We start from the raw sequence: 20,431 nt of genomic DNA, 5'->3' as shown, positions 1-20,431 counted from the left end.
CACTTCGGCTCAGTTGCCCTGTGCGGTGCTGTCCTTGACGACACGCGCGGCAATCTCGTGCACCTGGCGGATACGCTGCGCCGTCTGCTCGGGTGTCAGCGTCTGCACGTCCACCTGCACGCGGCTCAGGGCTGCCACTGTGTCAGGCTCGGCCAGGATCTCGCCGATCCACTGGCGCAGCTTCGCCAGCACCTCCGGTGGCACGTTGCGCGGCGCTGTGATGAAGAAAGCCCCGGCCAGCGAGTCTTCCCAGCCCTTGACGCCGGCGTCGCGGATGCTCGGTACGTTGGAAAGATCCGGCGAGCGTGCGCCGCCAAAATATGCCAGCGCCCGCAGCTTGCCCTGCTTGATGAACTGCGTGCTGAGCGGATCGAAGACCATGTCCACGTGTCCGGCCACCACGTCGGCCACGGCGGGGGCACTGCCCTTGTATGGCACGTGGCGAATGTCGATACTGGCCAGCCGCTTGAGCAATTCCCCGGCCAGGTGCCCCGGCGTGCCGTTCCCCGAGCTGGCAAACGTGAGCTTGCCCGGGTTGGCGCGCGCGTAGGCAATCAGCTCCGGCAGCGTGCGGATCGGCAGTGAAGGGTTGATCGCCACCGTTGCCAGCGAGTTGCCGATATAGGCTACCGGCACGAGATCGTGGAACGGATCGAACTTCACGGTCATCAGCTGCGGCGCGATGGCCAGGTTGCCGATGGACGTATTGAGCAGCGTATAGCCGTCGGCCGGCGACGACGCCACGTAACCCGCACCGAGCGTGCCGCCTGCGCCGGCCTTGTATTCGATCACCACCGGTTGCCCGGCCTTTTCGGCCAGCCGCTTGGCGATGATCCGCGCGACGTTGTCATTGGTGCCGCCGGGCGTATAGGGCACCACGTAGTTGATCGGTTTCGACGGAAACGGTTGTTGGGCCGCCGCGGTCACAGTGGCGACATGGAGTACGGCGGGTATCGCCAGGACGGACAGCGCGACGCGCAGGGCGGCGGGGAAGGCGGGGAAACGCATGACGATCGGGAGGGGACGCAGGAAGGTTTGGAAGCCGGACGGAATGCGTGCAGCAGACCGATCATCGTAGGGGGATAGGCCTTGGGCCGGAACTGCCGATTTGTCATGTCGTTAGCCGCTCTGGTGATAAGCGGCCGGTGGCTCTGAACGATGTCAGGCCGCGGGGTGCTGCTGCTGTGCGTCGATCTGCCGTGCACCGTCGCGCAGTAACGGACTCAGCGCACGGCCGAATTCGTCAGCATCGGTACCCATACAGTTCTACAGGCATCGTGCGTCTCTGGTGAGAACGGGGTCAGATCGCCGCCGTCCGGGGCGCCGTCGGAGCCAGGGTCGCCGGATGTGGCGGCCGCTTCAGCCCAAGGTGATCGCGCAGCGTGGTGCCCGTGTACTCGGTGCGGAACAGGCCCCGACGGCGCAGCTCAGGCAGCACCAGGCGGATGAAGTCATACAGGCCGCCCGGAAGAAACGGCGCCATGATGTTGTATCCGTCCGCGCCATATCGTCGGAACCGCTCCTCGAGCTGGTCGGCGATTTGCGTGGCGGTGCCCACCAGCTGCCAGTGACCGCGCGCACCGGCCACCCGCTGGTATAGCTGGCGGATGGTAAGGTTTTCGCGGCGCGCGAGGTCCACCACCAGCCGCTGGCGGCTTTTGGTGCCGTTGGTTTCGGGGAGATCCGGAATCGGGCCGTCGAGTGGATATGAGGACAGGTCGAAGCCGCCGGTCAGGTTCGACACCAACGTCAATCCCACCACGGGATCGATCAGCGCCTGCAGTTGTTCGAATTTCTCCTGTGCTTCGGCTTCCGAATCCGCGACCACCGGGAACACGCCCGGCATGATCTTCAGATCGTCGGGCGTTCGGCCGTGACGGGCCAATCGCGACTTGAGGTCGGCATAGAACGCCACGGCCTCGTCCAGCGTCTGCTGGGCGGTGAACACGACCTCGCCGCAGCGCGCGGCCAGGTCCTTGCCGGCTTCCGACGATCCAGCCTGGACGACGACAGGGTGTCCCTGTGGCGGCCGCGAAACATTGAGCGGCCCCCGTACCTGGAAATGCTCGCCCTTGTGGTGCAGGACGTGGCGCTTGTCGCGTTCGAAGTAGATGCCGGCGGCCTTGTCGCGCACGAAGGCGTCGTCTTCCCAGCTATCCCATAGCCCTGCCACGACGTCCACGAATTCGGTAGCGCGCGCGTAGCGATCGGCGTGCAGCAGGTTGTCGTCACGGTTGAAGTTGCGGGCTTCGTGATCGTTGCCCGTTGTTACCACGTTCCAGCCGGCGCGGCCGCCGGACAAGTGGTCGAGCGACGCGAACTTACGGGCGACGTGATACGGCTCGTTGAACGACGTCGACGCCGTGGCTACCAGGCCGATGCGGTCGGTCACGACCGACAGCGCCGACAGCAACGTGATGGGCTCGAACTGCGCTTGATAGTTGTGGGCCACCCGGCTCAGGAATTCGACGTTGTCCCCGCGCGTGCCGACGCCGTCGGCCAGGAAGACCAGATCGAACTTGGCGGCCTCCGCCGCACGGGCAAGGTCTGCATAAAAGCGAAGATCCGTGCCGCCATCGGCCTGCGCCTGGGGATGCCGCCACGCGGCGATGTGATGGCCCGAGGGGTACAGGAAGGCTCCCAGGCTCATTTGACCGGTACGTTGCGACATGTCTGGAGAGGGTTGGCACGAAAGAGTCTCTCAGCGTAACCAATCTCGGTTGCATGACCAAGCTCGAATACCGCATGTCGATACCGCTGTCAGCCTTTGATGGATATTCGGTTCTAAATCGGTGGCTCAGGAGCTTGCATGGAACAGCAGTGGCGGGTGTGTGACGACGGTTCGCACTGCAATGCGTTGTGGCTTCGCCAGTCGTCGTACTGGCCGGTCTCGCGATTGCGCACCACAGGTCGGCGATCTGCATTGCATATGCGTCAGGGTGGCTTTTCCATATCCGTAATCGTTCGTTTGTGCAGGAGGCGTTGCCGCCTAACATGGCCGTCCTGTCTATGGAACCCTTCCACCGCGATGCGCAAATCCCTACAAATACTTCTGTTCTCGGGTCTGGCCCTGGTCATGTCTATTGGCAACGCGGCAGAGCCTCTGCCAAAGGAAGTGCGCATCGCCTACAGTGGTGGCGCGCAGCTTATCGTCAACGCCAAGGTCGATGGGTCGCTGGAAAAAGCGTTGGGCGCGCCGGTCAAGTGGGTGCAATTCGGTACGGGTGCCGATGTGCTGAACCTCTTCGCGAGCAACAGCGTCGACATTGCCAACTTCGGGTCGAGTCCAACCGTCTCGGCCATCGTCCGCAAGCTGCCGATCGAACTGGCCGGCATTTCTGCGGATATCGCCACGTATGAGCGCCTGGTAGGCCGCAAGGCCAAGAACATTCACGCCTTGCAGGACCTGGCTGGCCACACGGTGGGCTATCCGCCAAACTCCACGGCGCAATATGCGCTGGATACGGCTATCCAGCTCAACAAGATCGATCGGTCGAAAATCCGGTTCGTACCGCTCAAGCCGGATGAGCTGGTGGCCGCATGGCGACGCGGCGACATTGATGCCGGCTACGTATGGGCGCCGTTCAACTCCACGCTGGAAGCCAATGGCGGTCAGCCGGTGTTCTTTACCAAGGACCTGAAAAAGGACGGCTACCTGATCTTCAACGGCATTTCAGTGAGCAAGGCGTTTGGCGAAAAGCACCCGGAACTGGTGGCCAAGCTATTGCTGGTGCTGGAGCAGCAGGTGGCCAACTATCGCCGCAACCCAGACGCCGTGGCCGAAGCCATTGCCAAGGAACTGGGCGCGACGCCGGCGGCGGTGAAGGAATCGATCAACGGTAACAACTATCCATCCATCGAGGAGCAACTGAAGCCCCAGTGGCTGGGTGACGGCAGCAACACCGACCAGACAGTGCTGGCGGGTGCCGTGCGGAAGACGGCGGAATTTCTGGGCAGCATCGACCAGATCCGCCGCACCGATATTCCGGCGTCTTTCTCGGCGTCAATCAATCCCCGCTATCTGAAGCTGGCCGAACAACTGAAGGCGGCGAAGTAGTCGTGGCGTCGCGTCGTATGCGTCAGGGTGCGGTCAGCGCCCTGGCGGTGATTGCCGTGCTAGGACTCTGGCAGATTGCAGGTGGATCGGGCTGGGTCGATACGCTGTTCCTTCCACCGCCGAGCGAATTACTCGGGACGCTGGCTGACCTGTGGCAACACGGGTATGGGCAGATTCCGCTGGCGCGCCATATCGGCATCAGTCTGGCGCGCGCAATGTCGGCGTTTGTGATGGCTGTGATGATTGGTGTGCCGCTCGGCCTCGCGATGGGGCTGCATAGTGGACTCAACGCAGCCCTGAATCCGTTTGTCCAGTTCCTGCGCCCGCTGCCCAAGATCGCACTGATTCCGCTGACGATCGTCTGGCTTGGCATCGACGAGGCCTCGAAGTTCTTCCTGATCTTCATCGCCACGTTTCTGAACATACTGGTGGGGGCTGCCGCGGCGGTCCAAGGGGTGCCGCAGGGCTATGTGCGTGTGGCGCAAACACTGGGGCTGGGCCGCCGGCAGATTTTCTGGCGCGTGGTATTTCCGCATTGCGCGGCGGATCTGTTCACGACGATCCGGTTGTCGGTAGGCATCGGATGGACGGCACTGGTGGCCGCAGAGCTAGTGGCTTCCACGTCCGGCGTGGGCTGGATGATCATCAATGCGGGGTCCTACCTGCGTACCGATGTCGTGATGATCGGCATCGTCATACTCGGACTTATCGGATACGCGCTGGACGTGGCGCTGGTGGCATTGCAACGAGCCATCGTTCCCTGGACGGGCAAGACTTGACATGGCAGACATTGCTCTCGAACGCGTGACGTTCGCTTTTGGTTCGTCTCGAACGGCGCAGCTCCCGGTGTTGCAGGACGTGAGTCTGCAGGTGGAGCGCGGCGAATTCGTGGTTCTGCTGGGTCCGTCAGGCTGCGGAAAATCGACGATTCTGAACCTGATGGCTGGCTTCGAGACGCCCCAGCAGGGACGAATCCTGAGCCAGGATCGGCTCGTGACCGGGCCGTCGCCCTCGCGCGGCATGGTGTTCCAGCAGCCGCTGCTGTACCCGTGGCTTTCTGTCTTTGACAACGTAACGTTTGGGCCGCGCATGCATGGGCTGCCGGAAGCGGATTGGCGCCCGCGCGCGACCGAACTGCTACAGCAAATGGGGTTGCAGCGCCATCACGACGCAAGTCCATGGGAACTTTCTGGCGGCATGAAGCAGCGCGTCGCGCTGGCCCGGGCGTGGATCATGCGCCCGGAAGTGTTATTGATGGATGAACCATTCGGGGCACTGGACGCGCAGACACGGTCGCTGATGCAGGAACTGCTGTTGGAAACCTGGCGCCGCCTGCGCACGACCGTCGTCTTCGTCACGCACGATGTTGACGAGGCCATCCTGCTTGGTACTCGAATCGTGGTCATGTCGGCAAGGCCCGGACGTATCCGGGAGCAAATCAACGTCCCCGTCGCGGCTGGCCCCCGGGATGCCGAAGTACTGGCTTCAGACCCGGTATGTCGCAACATCAAGGCGCACGCCCTCCATCTCGTACGGGATGAAGCGCGGCGCCATCTGGCAGTCCAGTAGCCGGGATAGAAGGGGCCGTCGGCGCTCCAAGAACCCTGACCGTCGCAGAGCGGCCTAAATCGGCAGCGCTTCCCTGCTGAAATGCATCACAGAGCGCCACTGCCAAAGGGGATGTGGAACTGGCATGCAAATAACTGACTATTGAGTGTCCAACAAGCGTAGAGTGGGAAGCTAACTCGTGGGAGCAGCAAGTGGACAACAATCCGGCGGCAAGCAGTAGGGGCTTCGACATTTACCCCTTGGTCTACAACGTGCAGCACCCTCGCGTGTGGCATCAGCGTCGACCCGATCGCGCCTACGGCGCTTCCGTAGTGATTTGTCGAGAAGGGGAGAAGCCGACTGACCTCGTTAGCAGGGTGTTCCGTGTGCCCGACGAGAACTGGACAGAAATGGGGGCCGCCAAGCGCGCTGCCGTGCGCCGAGGCGAAGACATCATCGCGGGCCTCGTGCCTGACGCATCGCTTGCCGGTATCTGACCTCTTCGAACATTAGCCGAAGCGGATACGATGGCTGCGCGCGGTCAGATCCCGAAATGCGGATCGCCGTACTTGATCAGTAGCGCTTCGATTTGCGATATGTCCGCCGCGAGTGGATTGCGCTCTTCCACAACTCGCGAAGGGCCTCCGTACGTCGCACTGACATGTCGTCGCACGGTCATCACGACAACATCAGGCAATGGCACGTCGACGGCAGGCCAGGGCGTATGGCGGTAGCTGCCTGTAGCCCAACCGGCGGGCGTGAGATGCATTTCTTCCCACTCGTCGTTGATGGACATCTTAGTGTCTCCCTTGATCATCAAGACTTGTGGCGATAGTTGATGCGACCCTTTGTCAGGTCATACGGCGACATTTCCAATGTGACCCGATCTCCTGCCAGTACGCGTATGCGGTTCTTTTTTAGCCGGCCCGAGGAATAGGCCCAGACCGTGAAGCCGTTTTCCAGTATGACGCGAAAGCGGTTGTCCGGAAGCACTTCCGAGACCCTGCCACCAAATTCCACCAGTTCTTCTTTAGCCATGTACGCCTCGATCAATGCTACGTTTTTTTACGCGAGTGGTGTAGAGAGGTACGCGCGGCGCAGCCCATAAGATTGCGGCTGCAAATGCGCGACCGCGCGGTTGCCGGCGTAGCGAGCCGCCTGCTTGGCCTTTGACTCCGAGCCATAGGTCGTATGGCGCATCGAAACATTTGCGACGACGCGTTCAGCGCCGTCTCGATACTCGGAAATCATGTAGTTCGCGAACCACAGACCAGGTTCTTGCTGAATCGGGAAGACGGAAACGGTGAAGGGGTTGTATTCGTAACTCAAATTGTTCTCGGTTATGCAACACGGCGAACGTGTACTAAAAAGTGTCGAGTCATGTTGACTGCCACCGGTGCCGTGGTGCTGGTAGTGAAAAGACGGATGGCGCCGCCGAAGCTTCGTTTTCGTGGAAGCAAAGAGGGGCGAAGACGCAATCGAGACCGTACTTTCGCAAGTCAGCGCTTTCTGTACATACGCTGGCTGCGGTGCGGCTCTGCCGCTGGTCGGATAGGTTAGGGCAAGAGGCTACCCATAGAATCCGGTGTACACCGGAGTGGCCGATAACGCTCTTCTAGTCATGATGTCGCTTCGGCGCGCGGCTATCGAACTTTGTCGATAGCGGTGACATCGTAACACCTTTGATCGAAACCCGCTGCGGCGGCGGTCGATGCCTTCCGATGTGAGCTTCCTTTTTCAGCGCGTTAGCGGAATTCTGGACGCACCATCCCGTTCTCAATGGCACCCGGAAGGACACATGTGGCAAGAATCGTTAATTGACCGCGTACGAAGGGTCCGGCAGCAACGAAGATCGAGCCAGTCTAATCAGGTTCCTAGCTTGATGAAAAAACCCCATGCCACCGCAGCCGAGACCATGCGGGCCGTGCGGGACGGCGGCACTATCGTGGCCATTGGCGCGGCGTCCGGCAGCCCCCTCGAAGTTCCGGCAGAACTAGCGGTCCGAGGCATCCAGATCGAAAGTGGCGGGACACCTCAGTTCGTCAACGGCACCACCATCGGCGCCGCGTCGAGTGAGTTGTTTGCGCTGATCCGATCCGGCGAAATGCCACTGCCTTGCTCCAATGCGAGCGGGTGGTCGGTGCGCTCGCGTTCGACATATTGAGTTGACGCATCGTCATGGTGATCGTGTCCGGTCTCATGGCGACTCCCTGGCAGGCTGCGGCCGTACAGCGTACCGTGCCCAAACTCGGACATTTGAATCTGGCTATATGCGGACATTACAACTTTGCCGCTACATCAATTTTGGTAAGAATAAAGATTATGTTAAATCATATCTATCGGTTTGTGCCAGGGTCAGCACTGTGCAGTGCCCACTCGCCAACGGCGTCGTCGATCTGTGCCAGCCGAGCGCTAGATCAGCTCTCGGTAAAGCGCCGAAAGCGATTCGCTGCCCCCAACGCCGTCGCGCCACATACGCGCGGCAAAGGCGTCTTCGAATTCCTCGCTGCCCTCTTCGAACATTTCATAGACGCTGTCGTGTGACAGCCCTTCTTCGAGGACCTTTAGCGCCGCGGCGACTGCCTGCTGCGCGCGCTGCGGAAGCCGTGGCTGAAGCGATTTCAGGGCCTCGATCTCGGCGTGTACCTGTTCGTCTGTTTTCCTGGGCATGTCCATCTCCTTGAGTCGCCCTCGTCTATTTCAGGGCTGCGTCGCCCAACGGCTTGTGCCGGTTCTGTCGATACAGACTACCACTTTCAAAGTGCATCATTGGCGACACCGGATTTTGGGCGCGACCGAATCTGATTCGCAAAGACGGTTGGCTCGGCGTCGATACGCGCAACCTACGAGGGGGGCTTGTCTACGCTGATTGTCGAGGCGCCTTTCTCTATATGAGACCCGGTCGCCCGACGCGCCAACGTGGCGGATGGTAGAAGGCGCGATCGCCGTTGTAAAAGTCACCGAGCCGGCGCGCCTCGCCGTCTGATCGTCGGCGCCGTGAGCGGCTACCGTTTAAATTAAGCGGACGACTTGCCATGTTGATGGTGCCGTGCGCCAGAGACCGGTGGCGGTGCGAGCCAACGCGGGTCCACGGAGCATTCCCACAGTGGCATCCAGCCTGTGGCTGACGTAGGTGCCATCCTTATCTCTCCGGCCTGGCGCCTGGCAGGTTCCTTGCTCAATCCCATCGCCGCGAACGCGGCGAGCTTCGACGGCAGGGTGGCCGGCGTAGCGCGCTGCCACGAGCATCCAGGGAGCGAGTCATGGCTGACCGATTTCAGTGGGTAGCGTCTATTCTTCTGGCCGGGTGCCTTGTTGCCCTTTCGGCGTGCGGCGGCGACGGCTCGGGCAGCGGCAGTCCAGGCGGATCTGGCACGGGCGCCAGTTCAGGCGGTGGCACGGCGTCGCTCGCCCTGACAGTCTCGGGGTTGCCCGCGGGCACCGACGCCGCCGTGTCAGTCACGGGGCCGGGGGACTTTAGACGGACAGTGAGCCGGGCCACTACCCTCGCGAACCTCGCCGCCGGGACCTACACGATCACGGCAGGCAATGTGTTGAATGGCAATGCCGTTTTCAAGCCTGCACAGTCCACGCAGCTGGTCACTGTCAGCGCAGACAAGGCCTCGTCAATCAACGTGACATACACCGCCCCGGAAACGCTGCGCTTGTCCTTGGCCACGGTAGCGAACGGCCTCGATGCCCCCATCTATCTGACAGCACCGGCAAACGATGCGCGATTGTTTGTCGTCGAACGTGCCGGCCGGATCCGGGTGATTCGCAACGGCGTCCTTTTGGGCACGCCGTTTCTTGACATCTCGTCGCTGACGTCGACCGACGGCGAACGGGGGCTGCTCTCCATGGCTTTCGACCCCGGCTACGGATCCAATGGCCGGTTTTTCGTCTACTACACGGCCAGCGATGGGGCCATCACGGTGGCACGCTATCAGGTGTCGACGACGGATGCCGATATCGCCGACACGAATGGGACCGTACTCCTCTCCATTCCGCATCCGGGCCAGGCAAATCACAATGGGGGACAGTTGTCCTTCGGACCCGATGGCATGTTGTACCTGGCCGCCGGCGACGGGGGCGGCGCCAATGACCCCGCTGCCAATGCCCAGAACACGGGCTCCTTGTTGGGCAAGATGCTGCGCATCGACGTGAGCGGAAGCGGTTATCGCGTGCCCCCGGAAAATCCCTTTGCCTCCGGATCGGGTGGCCGCCCGGAAATCTGGGCGCGCGGTCTGCGTAACCCGTGGCGCTTTTCGTTTGACACGAGCGGATTGATCTATATCGCTGACGTCGGACAGGATGCTCGGGAAGAAGTCAATATCGTCCCGGCAACGACACCCGGGCTGAACTTCGGCTGGGCACGTGTGGAAGGGTCGGTATGCGTGGGCGCTTCAACGTGCGACACGACGGGGCTGACACCGCCCGCGTTCGAGTACGACCACGCCGAAGGGCGGTGCGCCATCCTGGGCGGCTTTGTTTACCGTGGAAATGCCGTCCCGGAGATCAATGGCCGCTATTTCTACACGGATCTTTGCGCGGGCCGGCTGAAGAGCTTTGTGTATCGAGACGGCACCGTGAATGAATCGATCGACTGGTCTTTGCCGCTGCCTGGGACGGTGTACTCGTTCGGCAAGGATGCCGCGGGCGAGCTCTATGTGCTGGCGGAAACCAGCACCGGAGGACAGGTATTGCGCGTGCAGCGTGGCCAATGAGTGCGAGACGTTCAGCTCGAATTGCGTTCGCGCGACTCCCACGTGACACGCCTCCGGGCATCTCGCGCGTCTTCGCCGATCCGCCTGCTGATGCGAAAACCGTTGTTGTCTTTTGACGAGTAAATCTGCCGCGTGCATGGCCTCCGCAACTTTTCGCTGATACACTCCGCCCCCGTCGAAAACCAATTTTACGGAGTTTGCCAACATGGCCATCAAGAAAGTCGCAGCAACTGCAGTGAAACGCGTAACCAAGAAAGCTGTTGCAACGCCCGCGAAGAAGGCAAGCGTCATCGCCCGCGAAGTGAAGGCTGCCGAAAAGCAGCTGGCGAAGTTCCGCGCAGATCTGGCCAAGCAACTTGCGGCTGGCAAGAAGGCCATCGTCCAGGCAGCCGCCGACCTGAAGAAGCTGAAGGAATCGGCCCGCGCCGCGATCGCAGCGGAAAAGGCCGCCGCCAAGGAAAAGCTTGCCGCCACGAAGGAAAAGGCTGCAGCCGCCAAGGCAAAAGCGAAGGCCAAGGCCAAGCCCGCAGTGAAGGCTTCCCCGGCAAAGAAGGCCGCCAAGCCGCAAGCTGTGAAGGCGGTCAAGACGGCAAAGGCTGCCAAGCCCGCCAAGCCGGCCAAGCCGGCCAAGGCAGTGAAGGCGCCCAAGGCCGCCGCACGCAAGCCCGCAACGAAGCCGGTTGCGAAGGTCCTCCGTGCCAAGGCCGCCAGCGTGAAGCCGTCGGCAGCGCCCGCACCGGCACAAGTTGCTACCCCTGCATCGGCTTGAGCGTCCGATGGCCTGCGCATTACGCAGGTCAACATATCAGGCCTTGCAGCTTCTTGGATGAGATGCGAGTCTGACCGAAACAGCCCGAACGGCTTATGTGGATCGGGCTGTTTTCTTTTGCCCGGCCGATCCCTGTGCGTACCGAAGCGGAACGAGCCATCGCGGGCGCCGACATGGAAGTGGAGCACCTCGCACGGCGGCTAATTGCATTTTTAGGCGTAACAAGACGGGCCAATCACGCGATACCCCCCTAGCCTCTTGTGTTAGACAGTATCCGGTGCCGGAGCGAGCCATGCCCCTCTAAGCTATTCCCAAAACACGAACAGAGGCCGGGAGGTGGTATGTCCTTCATTCGCATCAGGCGTAGCACCGCCTGGGTCGCGGTCGTCGTCTGCCTGCTCACGGCGCTGGGCGCCGTCGTGGCCTATAACTTCGTTGGCAGCGAGAAACGCATCGAGCATCGGCTCACCCGCGAATATTCCCTCGATGACCCGCGCTTTGCGCGCGAACTCGGCGTACTACTCGGCCCTCCTATTGTCGAAGGCAATCGTTACCGCGTTCTCCTCAATGGCGACGAGATCTTCCCTTCGATGCTGGCTGCCATTCGCAGCGCCAAAGAGACCATTAACTTCGAGTCGTATATCTATTGGTCTGGCCCGATCGGCGAGGAATTTGCCCGCGCCCTGTCCGAACGGGCTGAACAAGGCGTGGCTGTAAAGGTTCTGCTCGACTGGGTAGGCAGCTCGAAAATCGACCCGACGATCCTCGACCAGATGAAGCGGGCCGGTGTCCAGGTCGAGCGATATCACCCGATCCACTGGTATACGATCGGCAAGCTCAACAACCGTACCCATCGCAAGCTCCTGATCGTAGATGGCATGGTGGGTTTTACTGGCGGCGTCGGTATTGCCCCGGAGTGGACCGGGCACGCCGAGGACCCACAGCATTGGCGCGACACGCATTTCCGCGTCGAGGGACCGGTCGTCGGGCAAATGCAGTCCGTTTTCCTGGACAACTGGATCAAGGTGACCGGGGACGTGCCGCATGGCGAGCGGTATTTTCCGGCCCTGGCCCCGGTCGGTGACGGTCGCGCCCAGATGTTCAGCAGTTCGCCTACTGGCGGCAGTGAAAGCATGGCGCTCATGTATCTGCTCGCCATCACTGCGGCCAGCCACACCATCGACCTCTCGGCGGCGTATTTCGTACCCGATGACCTGACCCGCAAGGCCTTGCTGGCCGCCCTGAAACGCGGCGTCCGACTGAGAATCATCGTCCCGGGCGCGCACATCGATGCCGAGACGTCCCGGTCGGCGTCCCGCGGTATGTGGGGCCCGCTTCTGGCAGCCGGCGCAACCATCGCCGAATACGGCCCCACCATGTATCACTGCAAGGTGCTCATCGTGGACGGCTTGTTGGTGTCCGTGGGCTCGACAAACTTCGACAATCGCTCGTTCCGCCTCAATGACGAAGCAACCCTCAATATTCTGGACCGGGAGTTTGCCGCCCAGCAGACCAGGATTTTCGAAGACGATCTTGCCCGTTCGCGTCCGGTCTCATTCAAATCATGGAAAAACCGCCCGTGGCGCGAGAAGCTCTCGGACCGCCTGACCGCGTTGCTGAGATCCCAGCTATGACGACGAATCTGGGCGGCGGCCCGAGAGGCTTGTCTTCGTCCGGCCGCGCCTGGTCGATGGCGCTGCACCGCGCGTGTGAGCAAGACGGCGAGTTGATGCATACTCGTTTCCGTCCGACCACGTGGAGGTCACGCCATGTCCAATGTAGGGCGGCTCGTCCGCAGTGCCACGCTCAACGGCTACATCGAGCTGGTGGAGTCGCTTGGCCAGGATCCGGTGGCCTTGCTGCGCGCGGCTGGGCTGTCGGCACGGCTCCTGAAGAATCCCGAGACCCTCATTCCAAGCAGTGCCCTGCGTGAACTGCTGGAAGCCACCGTCAACGCCACCGGCAGGGAAGATTTTGCGTTGCAGATGGCCGCCCGCCGCACGTTCTCCAACCTGGGGCCGATCAGCCTGGTGTTGAAGGAAGCGCCCTCTCCACGGCAGGGGCTCGACACGCTATGCCGTTACCTGAAGCTCCTGAGCACGTCGCTCGTCACGCATGTGGAAGACGTGGGCCAGACGGTGATCATTCGGGAGGACTTGCTGCCAAGTCCCGGTTACGCGACGCGCCAGGCCATGGAATTGGCCGTCGGCATGATGTTTCGCATCCTGCGCGAGCTGATTGGCCCGCAGTGGCGTCCGCTGCAGGTCTGCTTTACCCATCGTCCCCCGGCCAGCGTGACTGCGCACCAGACGTTCTTTGGCCGCAAGCCAATGTTCAATCAGCCGTTCAATGGTCTGGTGTGCGCAAGCGCCGATCTGCAGAAGCCCCGCACGCCGGACCATTCGGGGGCCACACAACTTGCGCGAGACTACCTGGAAGCCGCCCTCAGGAACCGTGGCGAAGGGACGCGCGAATCTTGCCGGGAGCTCATCATGGCGCTGCTGCCCGGCGGGCGATGCACCGCACAGCAGGTCGCTCGCCATCTGCGCGTGGATCGGCGTACGCTGCATCGGTATCTGAGCGCCGATGGCCAGACGACGTTCTCCGGCCTGCTGGACGAGGTCCGTTCGGAACTGGTGATCCGGCATCTGGCCGAGAGCGACCAGCCGATTGGTGAAATCGCCAGCCTGCTGGGTTTTTCGAATCAAAGTAGCTTCAGCCATTGGTTCCGGGCGGAGTTTGGCTGCAGCGTCACGCAATGGCGGCGGCAGCAGCCCACGGGCCCAGGATCTCCCATCGCCACGACTGGCCGCCGCCGCCCCGCTCCCGCCCTCACTCGGCCGTAAGGACCACCTTTCCCATATGCTCGCTGCGTGCGAGATATGCATAGGCGTCTGCGATGGCGTCCAGGGAGAACGTCCTGTCGATGGGCAGGCGGAGGCCCCCCGCGCGGAAATGCGACAGCAGATCGCGCGCGCACGCCTGGATGCAGGCAAGGCGTTCGGACTCCGTGCGTGTGCGAAACGTGGCACCCATCAGCTTGAGTCGATTCAGCCAAAGCCGGTTGATATCGGTTCGCCCGAACTGTCCGCCGCCCAGCCGCGCGAGGTTCACCAGCCGTCCCTTCACGGCAAGGCAGCTGACGTTGTCTTCGAAAACCGTGCCGCCGATGGTGTCAATGATGATATCCACACCCCGGCCGTCCGTAACCGCCATGATGGCCTCGTGCTGGTCTTCGCGCGACGCGTCGATACCCACGTCGGCACCGAATGCCGCCAGGCGCTCCAGCTTGTGCGCGGACCGCGACGAGACGATGACGCGCCCCGCACCCAAGGCTTTCGCTGTCATCGTTGCCGCCATGCCGACGCCGCCCGACGCGCCGTTGATGAACACGGTTTCGCCCGGTTTCAGCTCCCCATTACTCACCAGCGCATCGTGGGCCGTGATGAACACGTTGGGAAACGCCGCCGCTTCGACCCATGACACGTCGTCGGGCACTGGCATCAGCGCGAAGGGGGATGCCACCACGTACTGGGCATGGCAGCCACGGCCATGCCCCATCACCCTGTCGCCTGTCCCCCACCCCTCGACGGTGTCGCCGACTTCCACCACTTCGCCGGCAAACTCCACGCCAGCGGTCATCGGGTCGCCCGTCCGATGCTCACGCAGATACTTAATCTCGCCCAGATTGATGCCCGATGCGCGAACGCGAATCAACACCTCCTGGCTGCCCGGCGTGGGCACGTCGATGTCCTGGATGACCAGCCGGCCGCCCTCGGCGCCTGGCCATACGCGTGCTGCTCTCATTGTCTGTGCTCCCGCATCATTGCGCCGTGAAATGCATGGCGCGAAGTAACTTGCCCTGACGCTCATAAGACGCGCGAACATCCGCGGCCATTTCGTCCGGGGTGGCCGCCGAGCCAGCCTCCATGCCAAGCTCCTGGATCCTGCGTCGCAGTTCGGGGGACTGCAAGGCGGTGTGAATCGCGTCGCGCATCTTCGCGGCGACGGCCGGTGGCACGCCGGACGCCGACCATAGCCCCATCCAGCCCACCTCATTGAGATCGGGATAGCCAAGTTCGGCGAACGTCGGCACGTTGGGCAGCGCCGATATCCGGTTCGGAAAGGCGACCGCGTAGGCGCGCAACTTTCCCGACTGGATGAACGGCAATGACGTGGCGGGGCCATCGAACATCAGCGGTACCTGCCCGCCCATGACGTCCTGCAGCGCGGGGGGCGACCCCTTGTAGCTCACGGCACCGGTCTCAAGACCTGCCAGTTGATTGAACTGCACGCCAATCGTCTGGCCACGCAGGCCGATGCCAAAGTTCGCATAGTCCAGTTTGCCCGGGTTGGCCTTGATATGGCGGACCAGCTCCGCCAGGTTTTTCGCAGGCAGCGCCGGGTTGCCGACCAGTATCAGTCCCTGCCGCGTCAGCTGCGCCAGCGGCACGATGTCGCGAAACGGGTCGTAGGACACCTTGATGGCCAGCGGCACTTCCGACGCAATGCCCTTCTGGATCAGCAGGAAGGTGTAACCATCGCGCGGCGCCGACAGCATGGACTGGACCGCGATGGTGCCGGCGGCGCCCGACTTGTAGTCAACGATCACCGATTGCCCGAGCGGGCGCTGCAACGCGTGTGCGAGCAGGCGCGCGATGATGTCTGCCGTGCCGCCCGGTGGCGCGCCCACCAGAATCCGCACCGGCTTCGTTGGCCAGTCGGCCGCATGGACGGCAGTTGCGGCGGCGAGCAGCGCCGCACCAAGCGCGGCCGCCCGCCTGAGGGCGCGGCGCGCCCGGATGGTTCTGTGTTGCATGACGGTCTCCTGATCATCGGCTTCGTCTTCTAACTGCGTCCGGTCATTGCGTTCTAGTCATTGCGTTTTGCGCAGGAAGCCCTGGCTACCCCCGTTGCGGTTCGGCGCGAAGCCATTGGCCCGCAGGGACGCCTCGACGGAATCGTGGAACACACCGATCTGGCAGATCTCGCGCGCCTGCCTCGCGGTTGCGATCTCGCGGCCCATCTCGCGCGCAATGCGGACCAATTGCTCGATCTGACTGACAGTGCCTTGCTTGGCCGTACGCTGGGGGTTCCAGAGGACGTCCTCGGTGCCACAGCGCACGTGCAGTCCCATCGCAATACCCATCACGTTGACCGGCAGCACGTTCCGCACGTTGCTTTCCACCGTGACCACCGCGCCATCCGGCACGGCGCGCATGAAGTTCGCCAGGCTATAGATGCTGGGTGTGTCCATGCCCCCGCCAATGGCAACCCAATTCAGGACGAGCGGGCCCTTGTAGAACCCCCGTCGCATCAGGCGCTCGACCGACTCGAAGCTGTTGATGTTGTAGCACTGGAACTGGCTCTGAATGCCGGCGGCCGTCAGACGCCGCACATGCTCCTCCACCCACCCCGGATTGGCAGGGACGGTCATATTCTTGTACGCGTTGAACAGCGCCATGTCCTCGCGCGAGGTGCCGCGGAAGTCGGCATCCTCGGCATGGTCGGTGACGTTCATCTGCGCCGTGTTGACCGTCACTGTGACTTGATCTGGCCGGGGGTCAAGGTCCGCCAGCATGTGACGGGTATCATCGGACAGCCATTTGGCGGCTTGCCCTTCATCTTCGGGGGCGAACGAGATGGATCCCCCCACCTGGATAATCATCTCTGGCACCGCCTCGCGGACGCCGGCGATCAGTTCGTTGAACTTGGACAGCCGCTTGCTACCCTTGCCGTCGAGCTCGCGCACGTGCAAGTGCAGCACCGTCGCGCCGGCCCGATAGCAATCCACGGCTTTCTGGATCTGTTCGTCCATGGTGAGCGGAATATCCTCGGGAAAGTCCGAAGGCAGCCAGCCTGGTGCGTAAGGTGCGGCCGTAATGATCAGAGGCGGCTGGTTTTCGGGAAAGAGGTGACCGTCGAGAAAATGCATGTCGATGCTCCAGGTAATGGCATCCGGGACGCCAGGATGCGTCAGGGCACTTGAGCGCGCCGTCGGTTCAATAGGGGATGTCGCCCACGATGCCGGCGCGTTCCATCTTGCGCGGCGCAGGCCAGTAGTCGTTCAGCGCGTAGTGCTGCGTGCAGCGGTTGTCCCAGACGGCGACATCGCCTTCTTGCCAGGACCAACGCACCTGGTACTCGGGAATGGTGGCACGACTGATCAGGTAGTTGAGCAGCAAGGCGGCGCCCGGTGCCTTGTCGATGCCGTGACGCACATTGGCCGGCGTGCTGTAGTTGGTGAAATGCGTGGTGAAGCCCGCTCCAACGAACAGGATCTTCTCGCCCGTTTCGGGATGGGTGCGCACCACCGGATGTTCGACGGAAGGATGTTCTTCGACCAGCTTCGCCCGCGCCTCGGCGGTCATGACGGCACCGAAGCTGTGCTCGATGCTCGCCCTCGCGCGCAGGCCAATGATCTTTTGCCGGATATCTTCGGAAAGTTCCTCGTAGGCCTTGACCATGTTGACCCAGATGGTATCGCCGCCAATTTCGGGGCATTCGATGCAGCGCAGTACCGCACCCATGGCGGGATTGGGACGCCACAGGCCATCACAGTGGTAATTGTTCTCGTAGCTGTGTGGGTTGTCGCTCCGGTAGATGCGCACGAGTCCCGGATGCTGCGGGTCGCTGCCCGCCACAGGGTGGTCTTCCAGCTGGCCGAAGCGTCCGGCGAACGCCACATGCTCGGCGCGGGTGATCGCCTGGCGGCGAAAGAACAGCACCTTGTGCGCGAGCAGCGCGCGCTTGATTGCCGCAAAAAGCGCCGGATCGCGCGAGGCGTCGCCCAGATGTACGCCAGAAATCTCGGCGCCGATAGCCGGGGTGATTTGCCTGATCTTCATTGTCCTGTCTCCTGCAGTCCGCGAATCCGCGGGTGGGTTCACCGTGTTCCGTGCAACCAGTATCTGCAGCGCCCGGCGATCCGGCTTGCCTGAGTGGGACATTCATTTGCTTTTTTGGGACAGCATGGAGTCGGCGTCTCCTGCGCGCCGAAAGCAGCTGTCGGCGATAACGCTATCCCGATCGTGTGGTGTTGAAGTCTCCGCGGTTAGCGCCCATCGTGCGCATTTGGGCGGCGCGACGACACCTCGGCACATATTGCACCGCACCACCGCGACCAGTATCATGCGCGATTCAAATTTTTTGCGCACACTGGTGGCTGCGGGAGGCATGCTAGTCTCGACAGTCCGGCTGCCGGTCTGCAATGCCCTCCACGATGGGTCAGCAGGCCCAACGCCAGTGTCATCGCCGCGGCAATCGTCGGCCATCTGCCCAGGAGCACGTATTGACTCATCCGGATCGCGACCTTGAACCGTCCAGCTTGAACCCGGCCGGTGCAAAGCCCTCCCGCCGCCGGCCCGCAGGCAAGAACCAGGCTGCGGGCCCGCTGTCGGACAAGGCGTCCATCGCCCGACAGGACGCAGAGCGTCAGGGCCAGATGCGCGCACTGATCGCGCTCGGCCGTGAACGCGGGTATCTCACGCATGCGGATATCAACGACCATCTGCCGGACAATGTGACGCCGGCGGCGATGGACACCATCGTTAGCACGTTCAGCGACATGGGCGTAGCCGTGTACGAACAGGCGCCGGATGCCGAGACGCTCCTGTTGAACGACGCCGCCACGACGACGCCTGACGACCAGGCCGATGAGGAAGCGGAAGCGACACTCTCGACCGTCGATTCGGAATTTGGTCGCACCACGGATCCGGTTCGGCTGTATATGCGCGAGATGGGTGGCAGCGAACTGCTGACCCGCGCCGGCGAGATCGCCGTTGCCAAACGCATCGAGAGCGGCCTGCAGGACATGATCCAGGCCATCGCTGCGTGTCCGTCGGTCGTTTCCATGATCCTGGCCGATGTGGACCGCATCATCGCCGGCGAACTGCGCATCGACGAACTGGTCGACGGCATCAGCGAACCCACGGAGGGCGACGCCACGGACGATGGCGACATCTCCGATGACGCCGCGGCCGTTGCCGACGATGCGGACACCGACGCCTCGGACGACGCCGATGAGGCGTCCGACGATGAAGACGACGACGCGGGTGGCGGCGATTCTGAAAAAGCGAACGCCGCCCGTCTTGAACAGCTGACGACCGACAGCCTGGCCATTTTTGCACGCGTCCGTGCCCTGTTCGAACAGCTCCCCGAGGGCCCCGTCACAGGCGAAGCCCGCACCGCCGCCATTGCGCGCGTGCGCGAGGACATCCAGCGCGAACTGGCGCCGATCCGCTTCACGGCCAAAATGATCGACAGCCTGTGCGCCAGCGTGCACAACAAGGTGGCCGAGGTGCGGACCATCGAGCGCAGCATTCTGGATATTGCCGTGGAACGCTGCGGGATGCCGCGCGAGGCCTTTATTCAGTCCTTTCCGGGCAGCGAAACCGACCTGGAGTGGACACACCGCGCCGCGGCGACGTCGCAACAGTTTGGCCCGGCGCTCGAACGGCATCTGCCTGCCATTCAGGCTGGCCAGCAGAAATTGATCGACATCGAAGCCACGGTCGCGCTGCCGCTGCAGCAACTCAAGCAGATCAACCGCCAGATGAGCGCCGCCGAGCTGAAAATGCGGCAGGCCAAGCGGGAAATGATCGAAGCCAACCTGCGGCTCGTCATTTCCATCGCCAAGAAGTACGTGAACCGGGGGATGATGTTCCTGGACTTGATTCAGGAGGGCAACATCGGCCTGATGAAGGCGGTGGACAAGTTCGAATACCGGCGCGGCTGGAAATTCTCAACGTACGCCACCTGGTGGGTCCGTCAGGCCGTGACGCGGGCGCTCGCCGACCAGGCGCGTACGATTCGCGTACCGGTCCACATGATCGAATCCATCAACAAACTCAACCGCATCTCGCGGGAGATCCTGCAGCAGACCGGGAAGGAACCCGACCCGGCGGTCCTCGCGGAACGTATGGAGTTGTCCGAGGAAAAGGTACGCGGGATGCTCAAGATTGCACGGCAGCCCATTTCCCTTGAGACCCCGGTGGGTGAAGAGGGCGACACGACGCTCGGCGACATGATCGAGGATGATGCGGTGAGTTCCCCGGCTGACGCCGCCATCATGGCCGGGCTGCGCGCGCAGATCGACTCGGCCCTCGATGAGCTGTCGCCGCGCGAGGCGAAGGTGCTGCGGATGCGGTTTGGTCTCGACACGAGCATGGAGCACACGCTGGAAGAAGTCGGCAAGCAATTCGACGTGACCCGCGAGCGCATCCGTCAGATTGAAGCCAAGGCCATGCGCAAGCTCAAGCATCCCAGCCGGGCTGACAAGCTCAGGGCATTTCTCGACCGTTGAGCGAAGGCGGCGGTGCGCCTCCGCCGTTG

General features: G+C 62.5%; 20 protein-coding genes. 10 read left to right on the top strand and 10 right to left on the bottom strand.

Annotation, left to right across the window (positions count from 1 at the left end; translation table 11 throughout):
* Positions 1-9 precede the first annotated feature (9 nt).
* Together AC24R4_RS27710 and AC24R4_RS27705 are read right to left on the bottom strand one after the other, a co-directional pair.
* A complete protein-coding gene (locus tag AC24R4_RS27710; protein ID WP_487524072.1) occupies positions 10-1,008 on the bottom strand; it encodes a Bug family tripartite tricarboxylate transporter substrate binding protein in 999 nt (332 codons plus the stop codon).
* 292 nt (positions 1,009-1,300) lie between these two features.
* On the bottom strand, positions 1,301-2,671 hold the full coding sequence (locus tag AC24R4_RS27705; RefSeq protein ID WP_487524071.1) for an LLM class flavin-dependent oxidoreductase: 1,371 nt from the start codon (positions 2,669-2,671) through the stop codon (positions 1,301-1,303).
* Positions 2,672-2,809: 138 nt separating this feature from the next.
* On the opposite strand from AC24R4_RS27705, the gene AC24R4_RS27700 reads away from it, so the two are divergent.
* The 4 genes from AC24R4_RS27700 to AC24R4_RS27685 all read left to right on the top strand — a co-directional run bounded on the left by AC24R4_RS27700 (position 2,810) and on the right by AC24R4_RS27685 (position 6,102).
* Positions 2,810-4,057 (top strand): taurine ABC transporter substrate-binding protein, encoded by a 1,248-nt coding sequence (locus AC24R4_RS27700; protein WP_487524070.1) that lies wholly within the window; start codon positions 2,810-2,812, stop codon positions 4,055-4,057.
* A gap of 2 nt (positions 4,058-4,059) precedes the next feature.
* A complete protein-coding gene (locus AC24R4_RS27695) occupies positions 4,060-4,836 on the top strand; it encodes an ABC transporter permease (RefSeq protein WP_487524069.1) in 777 nt (258 codons plus the stop codon).
* 1 nt (position 4,837) lies between these two features.
* On the top strand, positions 4,838-5,626 hold the full coding sequence (locus tag AC24R4_RS27690; RefSeq protein ID WP_487524068.1) for an ABC transporter ATP-binding protein: 789 nt from the start codon (positions 4,838-4,840) through the stop codon (positions 5,624-5,626).
* Between the two features lie 191 nt (positions 5,627-5,817).
* Entirely contained in the window at positions 5,818-6,102 is a 285-nt protein-coding gene (locus AC24R4_RS27685) for a hypothetical protein (protein ID WP_487524067.1), read from the top strand.
* A gap of 44 nt (positions 6,103-6,146) precedes the next feature.
* On the opposite strand, the gene AC24R4_RS27680 is transcribed toward AC24R4_RS27685, so the two are convergent.
* Genes AC24R4_RS27680 through AC24R4_RS27670 form a run of 3 tightly spaced genes read right to left on the bottom strand, consistent with a single transcriptional unit; the run spans position 6,147 to position 6,934 of the window.
* The gene (locus AC24R4_RS27680; protein ID WP_487524066.1) at positions 6,147-6,401 is read right to left on the bottom strand and encodes a translation initiation factor 1; all 255 of its coding nucleotides are present in this window, start codon (positions 6,399-6,401) and stop codon (positions 6,147-6,149) included.
* A gap of 20 nt (positions 6,402-6,421) precedes the next feature.
* Positions 6,422-6,643, bottom strand: a complete 222-nt coding sequence (infA, locus tag AC24R4_RS27675; RefSeq protein ID WP_474226665.1) for a translation initiation factor IF-1 — start codon at positions 6,641-6,643, stop codon at positions 6,422-6,424.
* A 27-nt stretch (positions 6,644-6,670) separates the two neighbouring features.
* On the bottom strand, positions 6,671-6,934 hold the full coding sequence (locus AC24R4_RS27670; protein ID WP_487524065.1) for an isochorismatase: 264 nt from the start codon (positions 6,932-6,934) through the stop codon (positions 6,671-6,673).
* A 553-nt stretch (positions 6,935-7,487) separates the two neighbouring features.
* Between AC24R4_RS27670 and AC24R4_RS27665 the strand changes: the two genes are divergently transcribed.
* Complete coding sequence (locus tag AC24R4_RS27665) at positions 7,488-7,769, top strand: hypothetical protein (RefSeq protein ID WP_487524064.1); 282 nt, start codon at positions 7,488-7,490, stop codon at positions 7,767-7,769.
* Positions 7,770-8,017: 248 nt separating this feature from the next.
* On the opposite strand, the gene AC24R4_RS27660 is transcribed toward AC24R4_RS27665, so the two are convergent.
* Entirely contained in the window at positions 8,018-8,275 is a 258-nt protein-coding gene (locus AC24R4_RS27660; RefSeq protein ID WP_487524063.1) for a hypothetical protein, read from the bottom strand.
* Positions 8,276-8,868: 593 nt separating this feature from the next.
* Here AC24R4_RS27660 and AC24R4_RS27655 point away from each other — a divergent pair.
* The 4 genes from AC24R4_RS27655 (at position 8,869) to AC24R4_RS27640 (ending at position 13,944) form a co-directional block, all read left to right on the top strand.
* Positions 8,869-10,329, top strand: a complete 1,461-nt coding sequence (locus AC24R4_RS27655; protein WP_487524062.1) for a PQQ-dependent sugar dehydrogenase — start codon at positions 8,869-8,871, stop codon at positions 10,327-10,329.
* A gap of 205 nt (positions 10,330-10,534) precedes the next feature.
* On the top strand, positions 10,535-11,098 hold the full coding sequence (locus AC24R4_RS27650; protein ID WP_487524061.1) for a histone H1: 564 nt from the start codon (positions 10,535-10,537) through the stop codon (positions 11,096-11,098).
* A 341-nt stretch (positions 11,099-11,439) separates the two neighbouring features.
* A complete protein-coding gene (locus AC24R4_RS27645) occupies positions 11,440-12,732 on the top strand; it encodes a phospholipase D-like domain-containing protein (RefSeq protein ID WP_487524060.1) in 1,293 nt (430 codons plus the stop codon).
* A gap of 135 nt (positions 12,733-12,867) precedes the next feature.
* Positions 12,868-13,944: an AraC family transcriptional regulator gene (locus AC24R4_RS27640; protein WP_487524059.1), complete on the top strand. Its 1,077-nt coding sequence runs from the start codon at positions 12,868-12,870 to the stop codon at positions 13,942-13,944.
* Here the strand turns inward: AC24R4_RS27640 and AC24R4_RS27635 are convergent.
* The 4 genes from AC24R4_RS27635 to AC24R4_RS27620 form a co-directional block, all read right to left on the bottom strand.
* Entirely contained in the window at positions 13,931-14,905 is a 975-nt protein-coding gene (locus AC24R4_RS27635) for a quinone oxidoreductase family protein (RefSeq protein WP_487524058.1), read from the bottom strand. The two genes, AC24R4_RS27640 and AC24R4_RS27635, sit on opposite strands and share 14 nt — an antisense overlap.
* 16 nt (positions 14,906-14,921) lie before the next feature.
* Complete coding sequence (locus tag AC24R4_RS27630) at positions 14,922-15,917, bottom strand: tripartite tricarboxylate transporter substrate binding protein (RefSeq protein WP_487524057.1); 996 nt, start codon at positions 15,915-15,917, stop codon at positions 14,922-14,924.
* Positions 15,918-15,974: 57 nt separating this feature from the next.
* Positions 15,975-17,033 carry a beta-keto acid cleavage family enzyme gene (locus AC24R4_RS27625; protein ID WP_487524056.1) on the bottom strand — a complete coding sequence of 353 codons (1,059 nt, stop codon included), beginning with the start codon at positions 17,031-17,033 and terminating at the stop codon, positions 15,975-15,977.
* A gap of 67 nt (positions 17,034-17,100) precedes the next feature.
* Positions 17,101-17,946, bottom strand: coding sequence for a TauD/TfdA dioxygenase family protein (locus AC24R4_RS27620; protein WP_487524055.1), 846 nt, complete (start codon positions 17,944-17,946; stop codon positions 17,101-17,103).
* Between the two features lie 443 nt (positions 17,947-18,389).
* Between AC24R4_RS27620 and rpoD the strand changes: the two genes are divergently transcribed.
* Positions 18,390-20,402, top strand: a complete 2,013-nt coding sequence (gene rpoD, locus AC24R4_RS27615) for an RNA polymerase sigma factor RpoD (protein ID WP_487524054.1) — start codon at positions 18,390-18,392, stop codon at positions 20,400-20,402.
* Positions 20,403-20,431 lie beyond the last annotated feature (29 nt).

It is taken from the genome of Cupriavidus sp. CER-90 (assembly GCF_057652055.1).
The sequence above is the reverse complement of the archived record's forward strand: the minus strand, read 5'-3'. Positions and strand labels throughout refer to the sequence as shown.